The organism is Zooshikella harenae (assembly GCF_018837975.1).
GTDB lineage: Bacteria > Pseudomonadota > Gammaproteobacteria > Pseudomonadales > Zooshikellaceae > Zooshikella > Zooshikella harenae.
The window spans coordinates 13,190-29,502 of the sequence record NZ_JAGSOY010000001.1 but is presented as its reverse complement, the minus strand read 5'-3'; the positions used below and the strand labels follow the sequence as shown (position 1 = coordinate 29,502).

Here is a 16,313-nt window from a genome sequence, read left to right as displayed (position 1 = left end):
TGTTTAGTTTTCCACTAGTTCAGATTAATCACAATATTGTCAATTAAGCGAGCTTTACCTAAATAAGCAGCAGCCAAGACAACGAGTTCTTTATCTTTGGAGGAGGCGGGTAATAAAGAATGCTGATTGCAGATATCTATGTAGTCGGGTTTAAAGCCAGCCCGAGCCAGGTTGGCAGTTGCATCTTTAAGGATGATATCAAAAGGGATGCCGGTTTTTATCGCTTCTTTTACATCACATAAAGTGGCATATAGTTTGGGGGCTATGGCTAATTCTTCTTGGGTTAGATAACCATTACGAGAGCTTAAGGCAAGCCCATGCTCATCGCGCGCAATATCGGCGCCAACAATTTTAATGGGAATGTAGAGGTCATCCACCATTTTTCGAATAACGGCTAGCTGCTGAAAGTCTTTAATACCAAATACAGCAATATCAGGCTGAACAATATTTAACAGCTTACACACAATAGTCGCTACCCCAGTAAAATGGCCTGGTCGGCTTTTGCCACAGTGCATATTGGACAAACTGTCTACAGCAACAGTGGTATGGTGATCCATACCCTCTGGGTAAATTTCTTCAGTACTGGGTGCAAACAGTAGATCTACTTTCTCATTTTTTAATTGGGCCTGATCTTCTGCCAGCGTGCGGGGGTAGGACTCTAAGTCTTCACTGGCACCAAACTGCAGAGGATTCACATAAATACTGACAATCACCGCATCAGCTTGCTCTTGTGCTTTATGAACCAGGGATAAGTGGCCAGCATGCAAATTACCCATCGTGGGTACAAAAGCAATGCTCTTCCCCTCAGCCTTAGCTGCTTGCACAAAATCTCGAATGGCTTGAATGGAGTGGACTGTTTTCATTCTTGAAACCCATGTTCTTCTGCAGGATAGGTTCCGCTTTTCACTGCCAGGGCGAAAGCTTTAATTGCTGCAGGAATAGAATCAGCTTCTGCTAAAAAGTTTTTAACAAAGCGTGCAGGCTTTCCGGGAGAAATACCGAGCATGTCGTGTAGTACTAATACTTGTCCATCAGTATCAGGTCCTGCGCCAATACCAATGACGGGAACATTGACTCGTTCAGTGATTTGTTTGGCTAATGGAGAGGGTACACACTCCAGAACGAATAAAGCTGCACCCGCTTCTGCTAGTTGCTCTGCATCGGCTAATAATTGAGCTGCAGCACCGCCTCGACCTTGCACTTTATAACCGCCAAAAACATTAACCGATTGAGGGGTTAAACCCATATGAATACAGCAGGGAATACCATTGCGATTAAGTTGTTGAACGGTATCTTTGAGCCATGCTCCACCTTCGAGCTTCACAATATTGGCTCCTACAGCCATGAGTTTAGCCGCATTTAGAAGAGTCATTTCTGGATTGGCAAACGACATAAAGGGCATATCGGCAATAATCAGAGCTCCCTGATTACCCCGGCTTACACACTCAGTGTGGTATACCATCGCCTCCAGGGTGACAGGTAATGTACTATCATGGCCTTGTAATACCATACCCAATGAGTCGCCTACTAATATAGCTTCAATGCCCGCATTACTGACGACATGGGAAAATGTGGCATCGTACGAGGTGAGTACAGAAAACTTCTCACGGCTGGCTTTCATTTTATTTAATGTGGTAAGAGTGATTTTGGCCATGCTTAACTCTCATGTGTAACTGTGCTTATTAGGCTGATTATACGCCAAATGTTACAGATTCCGAGTGGCTGGTAACAGTTGATCCAATAAACACACTGACTAACAGCAATACACCCGTGAAAAAGCAATCCTTTACATTGGTAATAGGGTTACTGTTCCTGGGCTGTCTTCATTAATGTTATAAGATTGGTTGGTAACAGAGTAATGCCAGTTTTATCTATGTTTGTGGCTAGTTGTCGGACAGTTGTTCCCGAAGGTAACACTAAGTCTTTGGCTATATCCGCTAATGGAAGTAAGACAAAGCTCCGATTGTTCATCTCAGCATGAGGCACTACAAGCCGTTCGTGGTTAATCACCTGATTACCATAAAGCAGAATATCTAAGTCAAGAGTACGTGGTCCCCAACGTACTAGCCTCTTTCTACCTTGTTGCTGTTCAATTGATTGCAATGCATCGAGCAGAGCTAGTGGTGGATGAGTGGTATTTATTTGAGCAACAGCATTTAGGTAATTTTGTTGTCCTTCTGGACCTAATGGCGGGGTAGAGTAAAGCCCTGATACCGCTTCAATCGTGGTGTCAGGTAACTGGTGTAGGCCTTGAAGTCCGGCAATAATATGGGTTAAAGGCTCATCAAGGTTACTGCCTAGTGCAATATAGCTACTAATCATGAACTAGGTTTTGAAAGGTGTGAAGGACGGCGACGATGAGTGGTGCGACGACGTTTTCTAGGCTGAGGATTGAGTTTTTTCAGCATTTGTCGGCGTTGTTGCTCATTACCCTGTTGATATTGAGACCACCATTGTCCTAAGTTATCCAGCTGTTCACCCGCTTGTTCACGAATGAGTAAAAAGTCATATCCAGCACGAAAGCGGGGATGGTTCAAAGTTGCCTCTGTTCGCTTGCCGTGGCGAACAGTCAGGCGATGCTGTATTTCCCAAATCTCTCTCATCGGGATCGCAAACCGCTTAGGAATAGCAGTATGTGCTGACTGACTGTCGATTACATGCAGACCGGCTTGAATCATTGCTGGAATCGGTGGAACACCTTGATGGCGAATATCATGGGCATAGTGAACCATAGGTACCCATAATAAAGCTGCAAACAAGAATGCAGGGTGCACGGTTTTATTCTGGCGAATACGCTGGTCAGTGTTTTTTAGAGCCAAGGTAATGAAGCGCAAACCAAACCCGTCATCCTGATCAATCAGTGCATCCGTCATTGGGAAGAGCTGTTTAAATAACCCATACTTACGAAGCATGTGAAAGGTTTGTTCTGCTGCGCCGCCAAGGAAAAGCTTTAATACTTCATCAAATAAGCGAGCAGAAGGTATATCACTGAGCAAGCTTGCCAGCTCAGGGATCGGGGCTGCTGTTGATCGCTCAATGGTAAAGTCTAGTTTGGCCGCAAAGCGAATGGCCCGTAGCATGCGCACAGGGTCTTCCTGGTAGCGGGTTGTAGGGTCACCAATCAGGCGAACTGTGCGAGCCTGGATATCTTTGACACCATTAGCATAGTCATGGATGGCAAAGCCTCGTGTTGTGTAATACAAGGCATTCATGGTGAAGTCGCGACGCATGGCGTCATCTTCAATGGTGCCGTAGACGTTATCTCGTAGTATACGTCCAGTTTCTGCTTGCAGAGCATGCTTAGAAGAGGTTTGATCAAGCTCGTTATTAGTGCTGTGATGGGCACGGAATGTCGCTACTTCAATAATCTCCCGCCCAAACTGCACGTGCACTAGCTTAAAGCGCCGACCGATCAGCCGGGAGTTACGGAATAAGCGTCGAGCTTCTTCAGGTGTTGCGCTGGTGACTACATCAAAGTCTTTTGGCTGCTTACCAAGTAATAAGTCGCGTATACAGCCACCGACTAGGTAGGCTTCATAGCCACCATCTTGTAGACGATAAATCACCTTCAGTGCATTATGACTGATCTGCTTACGAGAGACAGAGTGATTTTCGCGAGTAAACTTGGTAAAAGTAGGCTTCTGTTGAGGGGCTGTTTTGCCAGTTTTACCAGGTATTTTACTTAACAGGGCATTCAGCCAGCCAAACCGTTCATTGAGCTTCATGAAAGTCAGAAAACATCCACAGTGTCGCTAAAAATAACCTAAGGTTCAAAAAAAGAGCGGCTATGATAACACTGTTCATGATGGATGCCAGTTTTCTTTAAGTGAAGTGTTTACTCTTAATAGTAAGCGCTGGCGCCAGGAATGCTAAATACAGAAGGATATCACTCATAAGCTAAGTGATTTACTAAGTTTTAAGCAATAAAAAAAGGGCATATGCCCTTTTTGAGGAAAGCTAAAGCTGTTGTTATTGTTTTCATTATTATTTTTATAGGTAACAGGAATTACATCCCTTACTGTTATTTTGACCTCATCCTGGAACCAAGCGGGGTTCCCTGCATAGTGCAAACGGATTCTTTTGGAGACGGAGTGGTGAGGATTTCGTACCACTTAAAAAGACCGCTCGCCAAAACAATCAATTTGCGGACTCCTGTTATTATTATTGTTACTGAGTCCAAATTATTATTCTTATTGTTAGTAAGTATTGTTTTTATTGTTTTTATACTGAATATATTGCAGGCAGTGTGCCAGTTTTTTATTTTTCAATAAAAACAATGGGTTATAAAAAACAGCTAAAAAACGAGCGCTCTTATAGGTATAAATACTTATTAAGTGTTACCTTTCTACGTACTTGTACGCTTGTATGTGTTACTTATCAGCTGCAACGGTAACAAATGAGCGTTTTTTCATGCATCAATTTGGAATATGCTATTGCTTAACAGAATAAAAGTGAGTGCTTGGTCTCATTTTACTGGTTATTTGATATGGAATGTTTGCCCCGAAAATATTGGGGCAGGAGACCAATCGATGTGTATTAGTTCAGGCTGTTTTTTTTGCGTGGAATTCCCAGACGTTGGCGCCGCTCCCACAAACATTTTCGGCTGATACCAAGTTTTTGAGCAAGTTCTGTTTCAGTCATTTGATCCTGATGCTCTAAAACAAAGTGCTGAAAGTAGTCTTCCAATGAGAGTTCTTCATGCTGTTCTACTCTGGTTATATCTGGTGAGAAGTCAGTAGCTGGTTTGATAATATCAATACTTAGAAGGTCAGGGCTGATTATGTCGCTATCACATAAAATCACTGCTCGTTCTATAGCGTTTTCAAGCTCCCTTACATTGCCTGGCCAGTCGTACTCATTAATCGCTTGATAGGTCTCAGGAGCGAAGTAATGTCTCTTACGACCAAGTTTAGCGCACTGTCTTTCAAGAAAACGTTCGGCAATATCTGTGACATCACTGCCGCGCTCACGTAAGGGAGGCAAGCGAATTTCAATAACATTTAGCCGGTAGTATAGGTCTTCTCGAAACTCACCTTTTTGCGCAAGACTTTTTAAATTTCTGTGTGTTGCTGCGATCAGCCGGACACTGACCCGTTGTGAATTAACAGAACCGACTCGTCTAATTTCACCTTCCTGTAGAACCCGAAGTAGGCGTGCTTGAGCTTCTAGGGGGAGTTCACCAATTTCATCCAGAAATAAGGTGCCGCCATCAGCCGCTTCTACTAAGCCATGGCGTGCTGCAGTGGCTCCTGTAAAAGCCCCTTTTTCATGACCAAATAATTCAGACTCAATCAGTGTTTCAGGGATAGCTGCACAGTTTACAGATATCATTGGTGCATGCTGCCGTTTACTTTGGTCATGAATGGCTTTGGCCACTAGTTCTTTTCCTGTGCCAGACTCTCCTAAAATAAGTACTGTGGAATCTGTTGGGGAGACTTTTTGTATGCGCCGTGAAAGCTCCTGCATGGCAGGGCACTTGCCAATAATATGGCTTTGACTGGTTTGTTGATTGTCTTTCCCCGTTGATACCGTTTCACCCACGCTATGAGTGCCATGTTGAGTAGGTGCTTTGGGGTTTGACTCGATGATACCTGTAACTGTCGTAATCATTTCATCGTGATCAAAAGGCTTGGCAATATAATCAATGGCACCCTTTTTCATGGCTTCCACTGCTGATCGCAAACTGGCATAACTGGTCATTACCAACACAGGGGTATCACCTGCGTGGGCAATCAGATTTGTTCCTTGGCCACCTGGTAGCCGCTGGTCAGTAATCACAAGGTCGAAGCTATCCAGGTTGAATGTTTCGAGTGCATGTTGTACCGACTCAGCTTCTTCAACCGCATATTTGTGCCGCTCTAATAACCGCTTTAGTGCTGCACGGATAACCTTTTCATCTTCGACAATCAAAATTTGCTTCATAGCCACAGCCTGTTGTCTCTAATAAAGGTTAAGTCGCTAGGGATACATATTTTCCAAAAGTTAAGTAGTCAGGTTCTAACGCTCCATGTCAATAGGCAGCCAGACACTGACCTGAGTACCTAAGGGGGAAGTCTGCTGTAATGGACTCTTTATGGTTATTCTACCAGAATGTTCTCGGACAATGTTGAATACCATAGCAAGTCCCAATCCTGTGCCTTCTCCTGGGTCTTTGGTCGTGAAGAAAGGCTCAAAAACATGGCGTTGATTGGCCTCAGAAATACCACCCCCTTGATCAATTACACTGATGATGGCGTATTTCTTTAGCTGTGTAGATAAGCCTTGTTGGTAAATACTACTAGTGATGGTGATTTTTCCCTGATCAGGAGATGCATCCCGAGCATTGTTAAGTAAGTTAATGAATACTTGTAGTAGTCGCTGGGCAATGCCTTTAATCACAATGGATCGATCACACGCATTCGTAAAATGAACAACTTTGTCCTGTTGTTTTAATGAGATAAGTTTTATTGCCTCATCAATGGTTGTGGATAAGTTAACTTGTTCAACATTAGGAATGAGCTTGGGGGTTGAACCTGAATGTGCAAAGTTGACCAGAGATTGCACAATATTACTGATGCGTTTGGTTTGGGTGACAATCTGGCCTGCCATTTCTGTTGTTACTGGGTCTGTTGATTCAGCTTCAAGCTCTTGAGCTAAACAAGCAATCGCTGTGACGGGGTTACCTATTTCATGAGCTACGCCCGCAGCTAGCTGACCAATAGATGCTAGTCGTTGACTGTGCAGTAGCTTTTCAGCCATGAGCTGAGCCTCTGTTTGGTCTTCTAATAGGATGACAAAACCTCCAATATTGACTTGTTGGAGAGAGGTATTTTGGTCAGGCGCTTCCTGATGAGAGTTTGCGGTCATTGAGTTTTGGCTGGAAAAGCTTGTTATTGAAGGAATTGCTGCTTTATGTGCGTTTATCCAGCGAGGTTCGTTATTGATGACAAGCTGCTGTTTGTGTAAATGGTTGTTGGTATCTTGAATAGTACGATGTAGTAGTGATTGCCAAGGTTCACTGACATCTTCGAGATAGGAGCCAATAATCTGGTGGGTTTTAATACCTGTGAGTTGGCTCATGGCCTCATTCCACATCAACACTTCATTATCCTTACCTAACGTACAAATCGCTAAAGGCAATGATTCCAAAGTTTGTCGGTGATAACGGCGTAAGCCATCAAGTTCAGCAGCTAAGCCTGTTAGTTGGGAACGATAACGCTCTAAGCGGCTCTCAATAAACTGAATGTCCTCTGATACATAGCCTTCGCTGTTGTGCTTAAAAGGCAGGAAAGTATCAACAATATCTTTTGCAACAGCGGGTCCCATTAATCCTGATAGATTTGCTTCTAACCGATCCCGTAACCGACGTAATGCATAAGGCCTTCTTTCATCATAGGAATAGCTAAGGTCACCAAGCGCTCGGTCAACCTCCTGTTGAGCCATGTGAGAACCCAGAGGTTTGCTGAGAGCAGCTTGAAAATCCTGAGGTGTACATACAACAAGTTCTTTACGGGCTGGTCGATGTATATTATCAACAGCACAGGCATTTGCGGCACTGAGTTCAGCATCAGGCATGTGGGTAATCAGCGATACTACTATGAATACCAAGGTATTAATTAGAAGTGAGCCAATTGCCGCAATATGCCAAGGCTCAGTATTTGAGCCCAGTCCCCAGTAATTCAATAAGGAATTTATTAGGCTGGGTTGTGGAAGGTCAGTTAGGAGTGGTGCCAGTAAAGTAATGACCCAGACAATAAAACCAATGATTAAACCACAGATAAAGCCTTTATGATTACCTTGAGGCCAATACAGTACGCTGAGTACGCCAGGTAAAAACTGAAGTGCACCAACAAAAGCAACAATTCCTAAGTTTGATAAGTCTTGCTCTGCTCCTAAAAGGCGGTAAAAACCATACCCTGCAAGAATAATGAGGACTATGAGAATACGCCTGACATTGAGCAGCCACTGATAAAGATTTTGGTTGCCCTGAGGCTGTACTGTTGGCAGTACAATATGGTTAAGAACCATTGCGGATAATGCTAGTGTGGTCACAATGATAAGCGCACTTGCTGCAGATAATCCGCCAATATAGCCAAGTAATGACAGCCATGGAGCCTGACTTGCTAAGCCGATACCTATAGTAAAGTATTCAGGGTGTGTTGGGTTGTTGAGTTTGAGTCCTGCCCACAGTATGGGAGGAATCGAGATACTTAAGAGTAACAAAAGAAGTGGTAGACCCCAGCTAGCGACTGATAACGCATTCCGACTTTGATTCTCAGTAAAACACATATGAAACATATGTGGCATCACAATAGCTGAAGCAAAAAAGACCAGTAGTAGAGTGCGCCATGGCCCTTCATCTAATGGTGTTTGCAACGCTGCAAGTGCACTTGTATGGTCATTTAGCCAGCCTTGCATGTCAGTAGGCCCTGAAAACACGACAAATAAAGCATAACCACCAATAATCAAAATGGCGATGAGCTTAATGAGTGTTTCAAAGGCAATCGCTACGACTAAACCAGCATGTTTTTTGCCACAGGCAATATGTCGAGCCCCAAATAAAATCGCAAAAGTGATAATAATTAGGCAAAAGCCCAGTGCGAGTTTTTCCGGCATAGCATGTCGGGTGAGGATTTGTGCTGTATCAGTAACGGCTTGTATTTGTAGCGCTAAAAGCGGTAGCACGGTAAGTAACATAAAAAGTGTGGTTAGTGTGCCTGCCCAGCTGCTACGAAAACGAAAAGTAAAAAGGTCAGCTAAAGACGTAAGCTGATAAGTTTGTGTAATTCTGAGGATGGGGATTAACAGGACAGGTGCTAATAGAAAAGCACCGCATATACCCAAGTAATAAGCTAAAAATAAAAAACCATATTGATGAGCTAAACCAATCGTGCCATAAAAAGCCCATGCACTGGCATAAACGCCTAATGACAAAACATAGGTAACAGGGTGGTTGGCAATTTTGGCTGGGAGATAACCTCGTTCAGTTGCAAATGCCGTTAAAAATAACAGCAGCAGATAGCTGATACTGATAATAACCAGATGACTTAGCTCAAATGTCATCAGCACCTCGTTGCCGGTGTAGAATATAACCGACAATAATGAGGCCTATCCACAACAGATAGGGTCTATACCAAAGCGTAGGCATTTCAATCCACCACTCCATGATGGCTGGGGAAAACAAGTAAATCCCTACTACCAATAAGAGAACAAGGCGATATATATACATAAGTGTCGTATATAGATAATTAGTCTTTCGATAGTACTGCAAGAAGTGTTTGTCTTGCAAAGCTGCAACTGATTCTAATGACTCAGAAGAAATTTTATTGAACTGAGAATAGTATTTTTATACGACTATTGTGGGCAAGCAGGCTTCTGGAATGGTCAAAGTTTGTGGAATTGCACTCGCATTCCAGTGGGTTGTGGCCCATTGTAAAATTTCAGACACTGTTGCATCACTAAGCTCTGGGAGAGGATGTTGGTTAAGCGCATGTAGTGCTCGTAATAACAAGGGTTGGGGTTGCTTCAGTGGAAGTGGATCGGCTAGGTTTTGTTTAGACAGCTTTTTTCCATCATTGGCGATGATCGCTGGAATGTGGGCATAATTTGGATGTGAAAACGCTAAGACAGATTGAAGGTAGTATTGTCGTGGCGTTGAGTCCAATAAGTCTGATCCGCGAATAATGTGGGTTATTTCTTGTAGAAAATCATCAACAACAACAGCTAACTGATAAGCAAATAGGCCATCTTTACGTTTAATAATGAAGTCACCACCAGCTTCTTCTAAGTTAAAAGATTGCTTACCTTGGATACCATCAACAAACTCAATGGCGGTGGGGTGGGTTTTGAGTCTGATAGCAAATGGGGTAGTTGGTGTTTTACGCTGACTTCGACAGGTACCTGGATATTGGCCATTATAAGCACTTAGTTCTTTGCGAGAGCAGGTACAGGGGTAGGCTTGCTGCTGTGTACAAAGTTGATCAATGTGCTCCTGATAAATGGTTTGGCGTGATGACTGATAAATAATGGAATGGTCCCAGTGCAAACCGTAACATTCCAGCGCTTTGAGAATACATTCAGTTGCACCAGCTTGTTCTCGGGGTGGGTCTATATCTTCGATACGCACCAACCATTCACCTTGGTTGGCTTTAGCATCCAAATAGCTGGCAAGGGCACTGACCAGAGAGCCAAAGTGCAGAGGTCCTGTTGGAGATGGGGCAAAGCGCCCTCGATAACGTACCTTACTCATGGTCGTTACCATAATAAAAAATGAGGTTTTATTGAAGTGGTTGCCTGGATAAGAGCGCTAGCTCTTTTGGCTTATCATAGCCCTTCTATTAATAACGGGTGAAGTTATTGTAAATTAGTCTCAATCAGCATCTGTAGCAAATCCTCAGCGTAGGATGCTGATAGCCTCTATGAATATAACGCCCTGTAAAAGTTAAGTGACAGCTGCTATTAGCCGCCGACTTGTCTTTCTTTTATTTCTGCCAGGGTTTTGCAGTCAATACACAATGTTGCAGTTGGACGAGCTTCTAAACGGCGAATACCAATCTCAACACCACAGGTATCACAAAAGCCGTAGTCGTCTTCATCTATACGTGTAAGTGTCTGCTCGATTTTTTTTATCAGTTTGCGCTCACGGTCCCGTGCGCGAAGCTCTAAGCTAAACTCTTCTTCCTGGCTTGCACGGTCGGCAGGGTCAGGAAAGTTAGCCGCTTCGTCTTTCATGTGAGTAACCGTACGGTCCACTTCTTCCATGAGCTCCTGTTTCCAGTTACGAAGGATGTCTGAAAAGTGAGCACGCTGCTGCTCATTCATGTATTCCTCACCTTCTTTTAATTCGTAAGGTGTGAATGTTTTCATTAAATAACTGGATTCAGTTTTGTTTTGTGCTGACATTTTTACAGCCTCACAAAAGTGAACATTTTCCTTAAGGCGCGCTTAAATACTTTAATAGCGCAGTAAAATCGTGAAAATGCTGAAAAAATGACCAGCTTAAATTTCACGAAGCGGTGAAATTACCAGATACCATTAAAAGACGCTACTGGTATTTCAATATTTTTTTGTCGTCAAACAAAAAACATCATGTATAGTTAATCGCATTTTGCTATAGCTGCAATATTTTTTGTTCATAACAAACGCTATAGACTGTTCAATTAGGTTGTAATTCAGTTTGTGGGTAATTAATTTTGAAGTTTGAGCAGCCATTAAAAAACGGTGTACTAATTAAACGCTATAAACGTTTTTTAGCAGATATTAGTCAACCATGTGGAAAAAAGTTAACACTTCACTGCCCAAATACGGGTTCTATGTTGAACTGTGCCAAGCCTGAAAGTCAGGTTTGGTTTTCCTGGTCTGATAATCCAAAGCGCAAATATCCGGGTACTTGGGAGCTTGTTGAAGTTCAAGCTGAGCCAGGTGAAAGTGGCCAAAGTAAAGGACTCGCCTGTATTAATACTGGACGGGCGAATACTGTTGTCTATGAAGGGATTCAGGCGGGTGTTATTGAGCCTCTTAGTGGTTATGAAACAATTCGCAAAGAAGTTAAATATGGTTCTGAAAAAAGCCGCATTGATTTACTGCTTGAGTCAGTTGGTAAGCCTTCATGCTATGTAGAAGTTAAGAGTGTTACCTTGGCGGTAGGCCATGGGTGGGGGCTCTTTCCTGACGCAGTGTCTGCAAGAGGAACAAAGCACCTTCGTGAGCTGTCAGCTATGTGTGCAGAAGGGCATAGAGCTGTATTGGTTTTTTGTGTGCAAAATACCTTGATTGAGCAAGTGGCTCCTGCTGACCATATAGACAGTGCTTATGGCAAAGCGCTTCGTGAGGCTGTTGCAGCTGGCGTTGAGGTATATGCTTATGGCGTTAACATAACCCTATCTTCACTTGTTTTAGATCGACAGCTTCCTGTTTATTTAAGTTATGATCCGGAATTGAAAGCCTTATTCGATAAGGCTTAATAAAACTTAAGTAGGTGAACAGGGCAGTGTTACACAAAGTTGCTGGTTGGCTAAGTGACAAGCTAACTTGGTTAGGCGTTGCCCTGCACAAGGACCCGCAATACAGAGACCTGTTTCTATTAAAAATAGAGCACCATGAGTAGCGCATTGAATGAGCCGTGCATCAGTATCCAAAAACTGATCAGGTTGCCACTCCAGGCGAATGCCCAAGTGAGGGCACCGGTTTAGGTAGGCATGAAACTGCCCTGCATGGTTCACAACAAAGATAGTGTGCTTGCCAACGGTAAAGCCCTTGCTGGAATTTGTGGGAATCTCATCTATTGTGCACAGCGTAATGGTTTCTTCGTTCATAAAAAAACGGTTTGTTTGAGAGCATCTTTCACTATTGTGACGCTGCTGATTTAGGTTAGCAATGTAATTGCTCGGATTTTATGTATGCATAGAAAATGCGTAATTATTCGAAAGGCTTATGTGCCAAATTAAAAGAAAAATGTTTTATGAGATTGTGTCATAACAAAAGATGGTGGTGGATTTCATTTTTGCTTGTGATGTTAGTAACCGTTTTTTGGTCGCTTAGCATTGGAGTGGTTGAAACGCCATGGAGCAGTATTTTGATGCCTGGTTCAGAGAAGAGCCGGGGGCAGCTACCTGCCCATATTAATACCATTATCTTTGAGATTCGCTTACCAAGAGTTCTGCTTGCACTTGTGGTTGGAGCTATTTTGGCCAATAGTGGTGCCCTATTGCAGGGATTACTACGGAATCCATTGGCTGATCCAGGGGTTTTGGGTATTTCTAGTGGCTCCGCTGTGGGTGCAGCTTTGGCGATGTTAATTCTCAATCAGCTTTTTCCTTCAGTGGCGATAACGCTGGGTAGCCTCCTTGTGCCTTGTTTTGCTTTTTTAGGTGGCACGTTGGCTACTTGGGTGGTATATCGACTGGGAGTAACAATTTGGGGTATTTCAGTACCCACTATGCTGTTGGCGGGGGTTGCTATTTCTTCCATGGCTATGGCTGCTCTAGCCGCTATAAACTATTTGGCTGATGACTTAACGCTTCGTTCCTTTATGTACTGGCAACTGGGGCAGTTGAGTGGTGCACAGTGGTGGGCAGTTTCAACATGCTTAGCCGTTTTGGTTTTACAGGTCTTGCTTATTCCATGGCTAGGCCAGGGGTTGAATGCTTTATTGCTAGGAGAGCAGGAAGCAGGTTATTTAGGCGTTCCTGTTGAGAAGTTAAAGCGGACGGTGATTTGTGTTGCTTCGTTAGGCGTTGGTGTTGCTGTAGCCGCAGTGGGCATTGTGGCATTTGTTGGATTAGTGGTACCGCATATTGTGCGTCAGTGTGCTGGCCCTAACCATCAGACGTTACTGCCAGCTGTGACACTGGGTGGTGCTTGGTTGTTGTTGATCGCGGATACTTTATCGCGTTGGTTACTTGCCCCTTTAGAGTTACCAATTGGAATTGTAACAGCGCTGATAGGTGCCCCCGTTTTTATTTGGCTTTTAATTCAACAACGGCAACGCATGGTTAGTTAATAAATGTTGCAAGCAACAAATGTTTCAGTTCACAGGTTTAATAAAACCTTACTACACCCTGTCAGTGTGACCTTTAATCCTGGTGAACTTGTTGTATTACTTGGGCCTAATGGAGCGGGTAAGTCAACGCTATTACATTGTCTTGCAGGAGGAGTACCTGATAGCGCAGGAGACCTTTACTGGCAACAACAACCTTACACACAGTTATCTCGTCAGTTTAAATCTCAGCATATTGCGCTTTTAGGGCAGCAGCATCAGTTGCAGTTTGCATTTACCGTTGAAGAAGTGGTCGCTTTAGGTCGCTTGCCATGGAATACATCTTCTACAGAAAGCTTTCAATGGGTTAAATTAGCCTTGCAGTGTTTTGATATTATCCATCTACAAAATCGTAACTACCTTTCACTTTCTGGTGGGGAGCAGCAGCGGGTTCAGCTGGCAAGAGTTTGGGTACAGTTGCAGGCAGAAAAAACTGATACAAGATGCTTATTACTAGATGAACCACTCGCTGCACTGGACCCTAAACATCAGTTGCAGCTTATGAATGAAGCAAGACAGTTTGCTCATGCGGGTCATGTAGTGGTAATGGTACTGCATGATATGAATATGGCCATGCGTTTTGCCGATAAGGTTTTATTGCTAAATGAAGGTAAAGCTGTTGCCTGGGGAAAGCCTGCGGATGTCCTCATACCTGAACAAATCGCAAATGTTTTCTCGCTTGATGTGACAATCATGTCTCATCCAGACAGAGATTTTTCATTTGTCGTGATCAACTAAACACCACTTGTATAAAGACTGCTCAACTAATGTGAAAAGTTGATTATCATTTACCAGAGTTGTGAACCACTTAATGATGACTCAATTCTTTCACTGTATCGCAACCCTATAATAACTCGTTATGCTATCAGGCCCGTTTTTGATGGTTGAGGATGGTCGACAGTTGTTTTGTTTTACCTAGATAAAAGTTGGGTGATAACTCGCAGTAACTAACGTGCTTTAAAAAAGAAAGTAATAGGATGGATGGGATGCAACGTGCTCCGTTTGAAATAAATGGTGTAAAAGTGGAGGCAGGCAAGCGTGCAACTGTAGACTTGGCTGTGGCCCAGCTGTATACCCATACCCCTCTTAATATACCAGTACAAATTGTTCATGGTCGGCAAGATGGTCCTGTGCTTTTAGTATGTGCAGCTATTCACGGAGATGAGCTGAACGGCGTCGAAATTATTCGTCGTTTACTAAAGCTAAAAGTGATGTCTCAATTAAAGGGAACACTTGTGGCAGTACCAATTGTTAATGTATTTGGTTTTATTCAGCGCTCACGTTATTTACCAGACCGACGTGATTTAAATCGATGCTTTCCTGGCATTAAAAAAGGATCTCTGGGTGCTCGAATCGCTAATCTTTTTTGTGAAAGTGTTGTGCGTAAATGTACTCATGTTGTTGATTTACACACAGGTGCTGTCCACCGGTCTAATTTACCTCAAGTATGGGGAGCCATGAACAGTAGTGGCTCTAATGAAATGGCTCGCGCATTTGGTACACCTGTGGTATTAGATGCCACGCTACCTGATGGATCATTAAGGTCTTTTGCTGAGAGTATTAATATACCTGTCATTACTTATGAAGCGGGTGAAGCTTTACGTTTTAATGAGCTGTCTATTTATGCGGGTATTCGAGGCATTATTAATGTAATGCGTATGTTGGGTATGTTACGGTCTCATAAGTCGAAGAAAAAATCGAATAGAAGTCCCGTCATAGCTAACCAGTCTCAGTGGGTGCGAGCAGAAACAGATGGTGTATTTCGCCCCCTTGTTGAACTTGGTGCCAGTGTTAAAAAACATCAACCACTTGCAACCATTAGTGCTCCCTTTGGAGACGCAGAGCTTACTGTACTAGCTCCTGCTTCAGGTATTGTGATTGCAAGGACCAATATACCGCTCGTTAACGAAGGAGAAGCATTATTCCATGTGGCGCTTTATGAGAAAGTTTCAGAAATTGCACGTCATGTGGAAGTCTTCCAGTCTGAGTTATTTGATGATGAACTAATTTTTGCTGATGATATGGAAGAAGAGTCTTATTAACACAGTTTGAAAGCGCGAAGCGTTAAAGGTTCGGCCATATTTATTACGGTAAACTTGCAGTATTTTTAAGGCAAAAAAAAGCTGCCTGGGTTAGAGGCAGCTTAAACCGTGATTAGCCTGATGAGGAGATAATCTGTTTAGCTGTTTACCGCCAAGTAAAGCCGTTTACAGATTACCGTTGCCATGTGACAACGGTTTAAATGATAATAATTCTCATTATCAGAGTCAAGCAATTAATTCTTATGTAGTACACTTTTTTTGAGGTCGTGAAAAATAAGGACTTTTTGGCCTATTAAAAATGAAAAGATGTCGTTAGCTCAGTTTTCTGGCTGGTGTTGCCCATTACTTTCTGCCTCTTTAATTAGTTTGGCTTTAAGGTCAGGGGCTAGTTGATTCCAGTGTGCATCAAGCAGTGCACCTTCCAGTGCGTAAAGCAATACTTTAGAGACTTTGAAGCCTCGAGTTTTGATTTTTCGATAAGCTTCAACTGAGCCTATCTGTTCTAGGGTTTCTTTATCTCTAATACCTACAGCATTAAGCCACTGTACAGATGTTTTACCCAGGTTTTTCAATTCGATTAAGTCGGTAGCCATTGTCATTATCCTTGCCCGAATGAATAACCAGCAAATGAAGAAGCGTATAGTTATTGTTATGAATAAGGCGATCAGGGAGCACTCTTGTTCTAATAATAGCCAATAATTCAAAACTGTTTGTTAATTACACTAAATTCTTATTTCATTTTGGTAAAATAACCT

At 43.0% G+C, this 16,313-nt stretch carries 13 protein-coding genes and 2 pseudogenes; 4 read left to right on the top strand and 11 right to left on the bottom strand.

The window, feature by feature from the left end; genetic code table 11:
- Positions 1 to 14 precede the first annotated feature (14 nt).
- From panC to dksA, 9 genes and pseudogenes are all read right to left on the bottom strand, one after another.
- A complete protein-coding gene (gene panC / locus KCG35_RS00130) occupies positions 15 to 863 on the bottom strand; it encodes a pantoate--beta-alanine ligase (RefSeq protein ID WP_215817627.1) in 849 nt (282 codons plus the stop codon).
- Positions 860 to 1,654, bottom strand: a complete 795-nt coding sequence (gene panB / locus KCG35_RS00125; RefSeq protein WP_215817626.1) for a 3-methyl-2-oxobutanoate hydroxymethyltransferase — start codon at positions 1,652 to 1,654, stop codon at positions 860 to 862. Before panB ends, panC begins: the two co-directional genes overlap by 4 nt.
- 149 nt (positions 1,655 to 1,803) lie before the next feature.
- Complete coding sequence (folK, locus tag KCG35_RS00120; protein WP_215817625.1) at positions 1,804 to 2,322, bottom strand: 2-amino-4-hydroxy-6-hydroxymethyldihydropteridine diphosphokinase; 519 nt, start codon at positions 2,320 to 2,322, stop codon at positions 1,804 to 1,806.
- Positions 2,319 to 3,725: a polynucleotide adenylyltransferase PcnB gene (gene pcnB / locus KCG35_RS00115; RefSeq protein ID WP_215817624.1), complete on the bottom strand. Its 1,407-nt coding sequence runs from the start codon at positions 3,723 to 3,725 to the stop codon at positions 2,319 to 2,321. The genes folK and pcnB overlap by 4 nt, the downstream gene beginning before the upstream one ends.
- 811 nt (positions 3,726 to 4,536) lie before the next feature.
- Positions 4,537 to 5,484 (bottom strand): annotated as a pseudogene (locus tag KCG35_RS00110) (sigma-54 interaction domain-containing protein); the annotation flags it as partial.
- A gap of 171 nt (positions 5,485 to 5,655) precedes the next feature.
- Positions 5,656 to 5,922 (bottom strand): annotated as a pseudogene (locus tag KCG35_RS27035) (response regulator); the annotation flags it as partial.
- 75 nt (positions 5,923 to 5,997) lie between these two features.
- Complete coding sequence (locus KCG35_RS00105) at positions 5,998 to 9,042, bottom strand: ATP-binding protein (RefSeq protein ID WP_230408912.1); 3,045 nt, start codon at positions 9,040 to 9,042, stop codon at positions 5,998 to 6,000.
- A gap of 283 nt (positions 9,043 to 9,325) precedes the next feature.
- Positions 9,326 to 10,228, bottom strand: a complete 903-nt coding sequence (gene gluQRS, locus KCG35_RS00100) for a tRNA glutamyl-Q(34) synthetase GluQRS (RefSeq protein ID WP_215817622.1) — start codon at positions 10,226 to 10,228, stop codon at positions 9,326 to 9,328.
- A gap of 209 nt (positions 10,229 to 10,437) precedes the next feature.
- Positions 10,438 to 10,881 carry an RNA polymerase-binding protein DksA gene (gene dksA, locus KCG35_RS00095; RefSeq protein WP_215817621.1) on the bottom strand — a complete coding sequence of 148 codons (444 nt, stop codon included), beginning with the start codon at positions 10,879 to 10,881 and terminating at the stop codon, positions 10,438 to 10,440.
- A gap of 290 nt (positions 10,882 to 11,171) precedes the next feature.
- On the opposite strand from dksA, the gene sfsA reads away from it, so the two are divergent.
- Positions 11,172 to 11,942 (top strand): DNA/RNA nuclease SfsA, encoded by a 771-nt coding sequence (sfsA, locus tag KCG35_RS00090; protein ID WP_215817620.1) that lies wholly within the window; start codon positions 11,172 to 11,174, stop codon positions 11,940 to 11,942.
- Positions 11,943 to 11,948: 6 nt separating this feature from the next.
- On the opposite strand, the gene KCG35_RS00085 is transcribed toward sfsA, so the two are convergent.
- The gene (locus KCG35_RS00085) at positions 11,949 to 12,293 is read right to left on the bottom strand and encodes a Rieske (2Fe-2S) protein (RefSeq protein ID WP_215817619.1); all 345 of its coding nucleotides are present in this window, start codon (positions 12,291 to 12,293) and stop codon (positions 11,949 to 11,951) included.
- Positions 12,294 to 12,439: 146 nt separating this feature from the next.
- Between KCG35_RS00085 and KCG35_RS00080 the strand changes: the two genes are divergently transcribed.
- The 3 genes from KCG35_RS00080 (at position 12,440) to KCG35_RS00070 (ending at position 15,558) form a co-directional block, all read left to right on the top strand.
- Positions 12,440 to 13,480, top strand: a complete 1,041-nt coding sequence (locus KCG35_RS00080; RefSeq protein WP_215817618.1) for a FecCD family ABC transporter permease — start codon at positions 12,440 to 12,442, stop codon at positions 13,478 to 13,480.
- Positions 13,481 to 13,483: 3 nt separating this feature from the next.
- Positions 13,484 to 14,254, top strand: coding sequence for a heme ABC transporter ATP-binding protein (locus tag KCG35_RS00075; protein ID WP_215817617.1), 771 nt, complete (start codon positions 13,484 to 13,486; stop codon positions 14,252 to 14,254).
- A 248-nt stretch (positions 14,255 to 14,502) separates the two neighbouring features.
- Positions 14,503 to 15,558 carry a succinylglutamate desuccinylase/aspartoacylase family protein gene (locus tag KCG35_RS00070; protein WP_215817616.1) on the top strand — a complete coding sequence of 352 codons (1,056 nt, stop codon included), beginning with the start codon at positions 14,503 to 14,505 and terminating at the stop codon, positions 15,556 to 15,558.
- 317 nt (positions 15,559 to 15,875) lie between these two features.
- On the opposite strand, the gene KCG35_RS00065 is transcribed toward KCG35_RS00070, so the two are convergent.
- The gene (locus KCG35_RS00065; protein ID WP_215817615.1) at positions 15,876 to 16,151 is read right to left on the bottom strand and encodes a TfoX/Sxy family protein; all 276 of its coding nucleotides are present in this window, start codon (positions 16,149 to 16,151) and stop codon (positions 15,876 to 15,878) included.
- Positions 16,152 to 16,313 lie beyond the last annotated feature (162 nt).

What these genes read in the sequence shown, in the direction of transcription:
- KCG35_RS00070 (WP_215817616.1), top strand. Translation starts at nt 14,503, where the DNA reads ATGCAACGTGCTCCGTTTGAAATAAATGGTGTAAAAGTGGAGGCAGGC.
- dksA (WP_215817621.1), bottom strand. Translation starts at nt 10,881, where the DNA reads ATGTCAGCACAAAACAAAACTGAATCCAGTTATTTAATGAAAACATTC.
- pcnB (WP_215817624.1), bottom strand. Translation starts at nt 3,725, where the DNA reads ATGAAGCTCAATGAACGGTTTGGCTGGCTGAATGCCCTGTTAAGTAAA.
- panC (WP_215817627.1), bottom strand. Translation starts at nt 863, where the DNA reads ATGAAAACAGTCCACTCCATTCAAGCCATTCGAGATTTTGTGCAAGCA.
- gluQRS (WP_215817622.1), bottom strand. Translation starts at nt 10,228, where the DNA reads ATGAGTAAGGTACGTTATCGAGGGCGCTTTGCCCCATCTCCAACAGGA.
- KCG35_RS00080 (WP_215817618.1), top strand. Translation starts at nt 12,440, where the DNA reads ATGAGATTGTGTCATAACAAAAGATGGTGGTGGATTTCATTTTTGCTT.
- KCG35_RS00075 (WP_215817617.1), top strand. Translation starts at nt 13,484, where the DNA reads ATGTTGCAAGCAACAAATGTTTCAGTTCACAGGTTTAATAAAACCTTA.
- KCG35_RS00065 (WP_215817615.1), bottom strand. Translation starts at nt 16,151, where the DNA reads ATGGCTACCGACTTAATCGAATTGAAAAACCTGGGTAAAACATCTGTA.
- folK (WP_215817625.1), bottom strand. Translation starts at nt 2,322, where the DNA reads ATGATTAGTAGCTATATTGCACTAGGCAGTAACCTTGATGAGCCTTTA.
- panB (WP_215817626.1), bottom strand. Translation starts at nt 1,654, where the DNA reads ATGGCCAAAATCACTCTTACCACATTAAATAAAATGAAAGCCAGCCGT.
- KCG35_RS00085 (WP_215817619.1), bottom strand. Translation starts at nt 12,293, where the DNA reads ATGAACGAAGAAACCATTACGCTGTGCACAATAGATGAGATTCCCACA.
- KCG35_RS00105 (WP_230408912.1), bottom strand. Translation starts at nt 9,042, where the DNA reads ATGACATTTGAGCTAAGTCATCTGGTTATTATCAGTATCAGCTATCTG.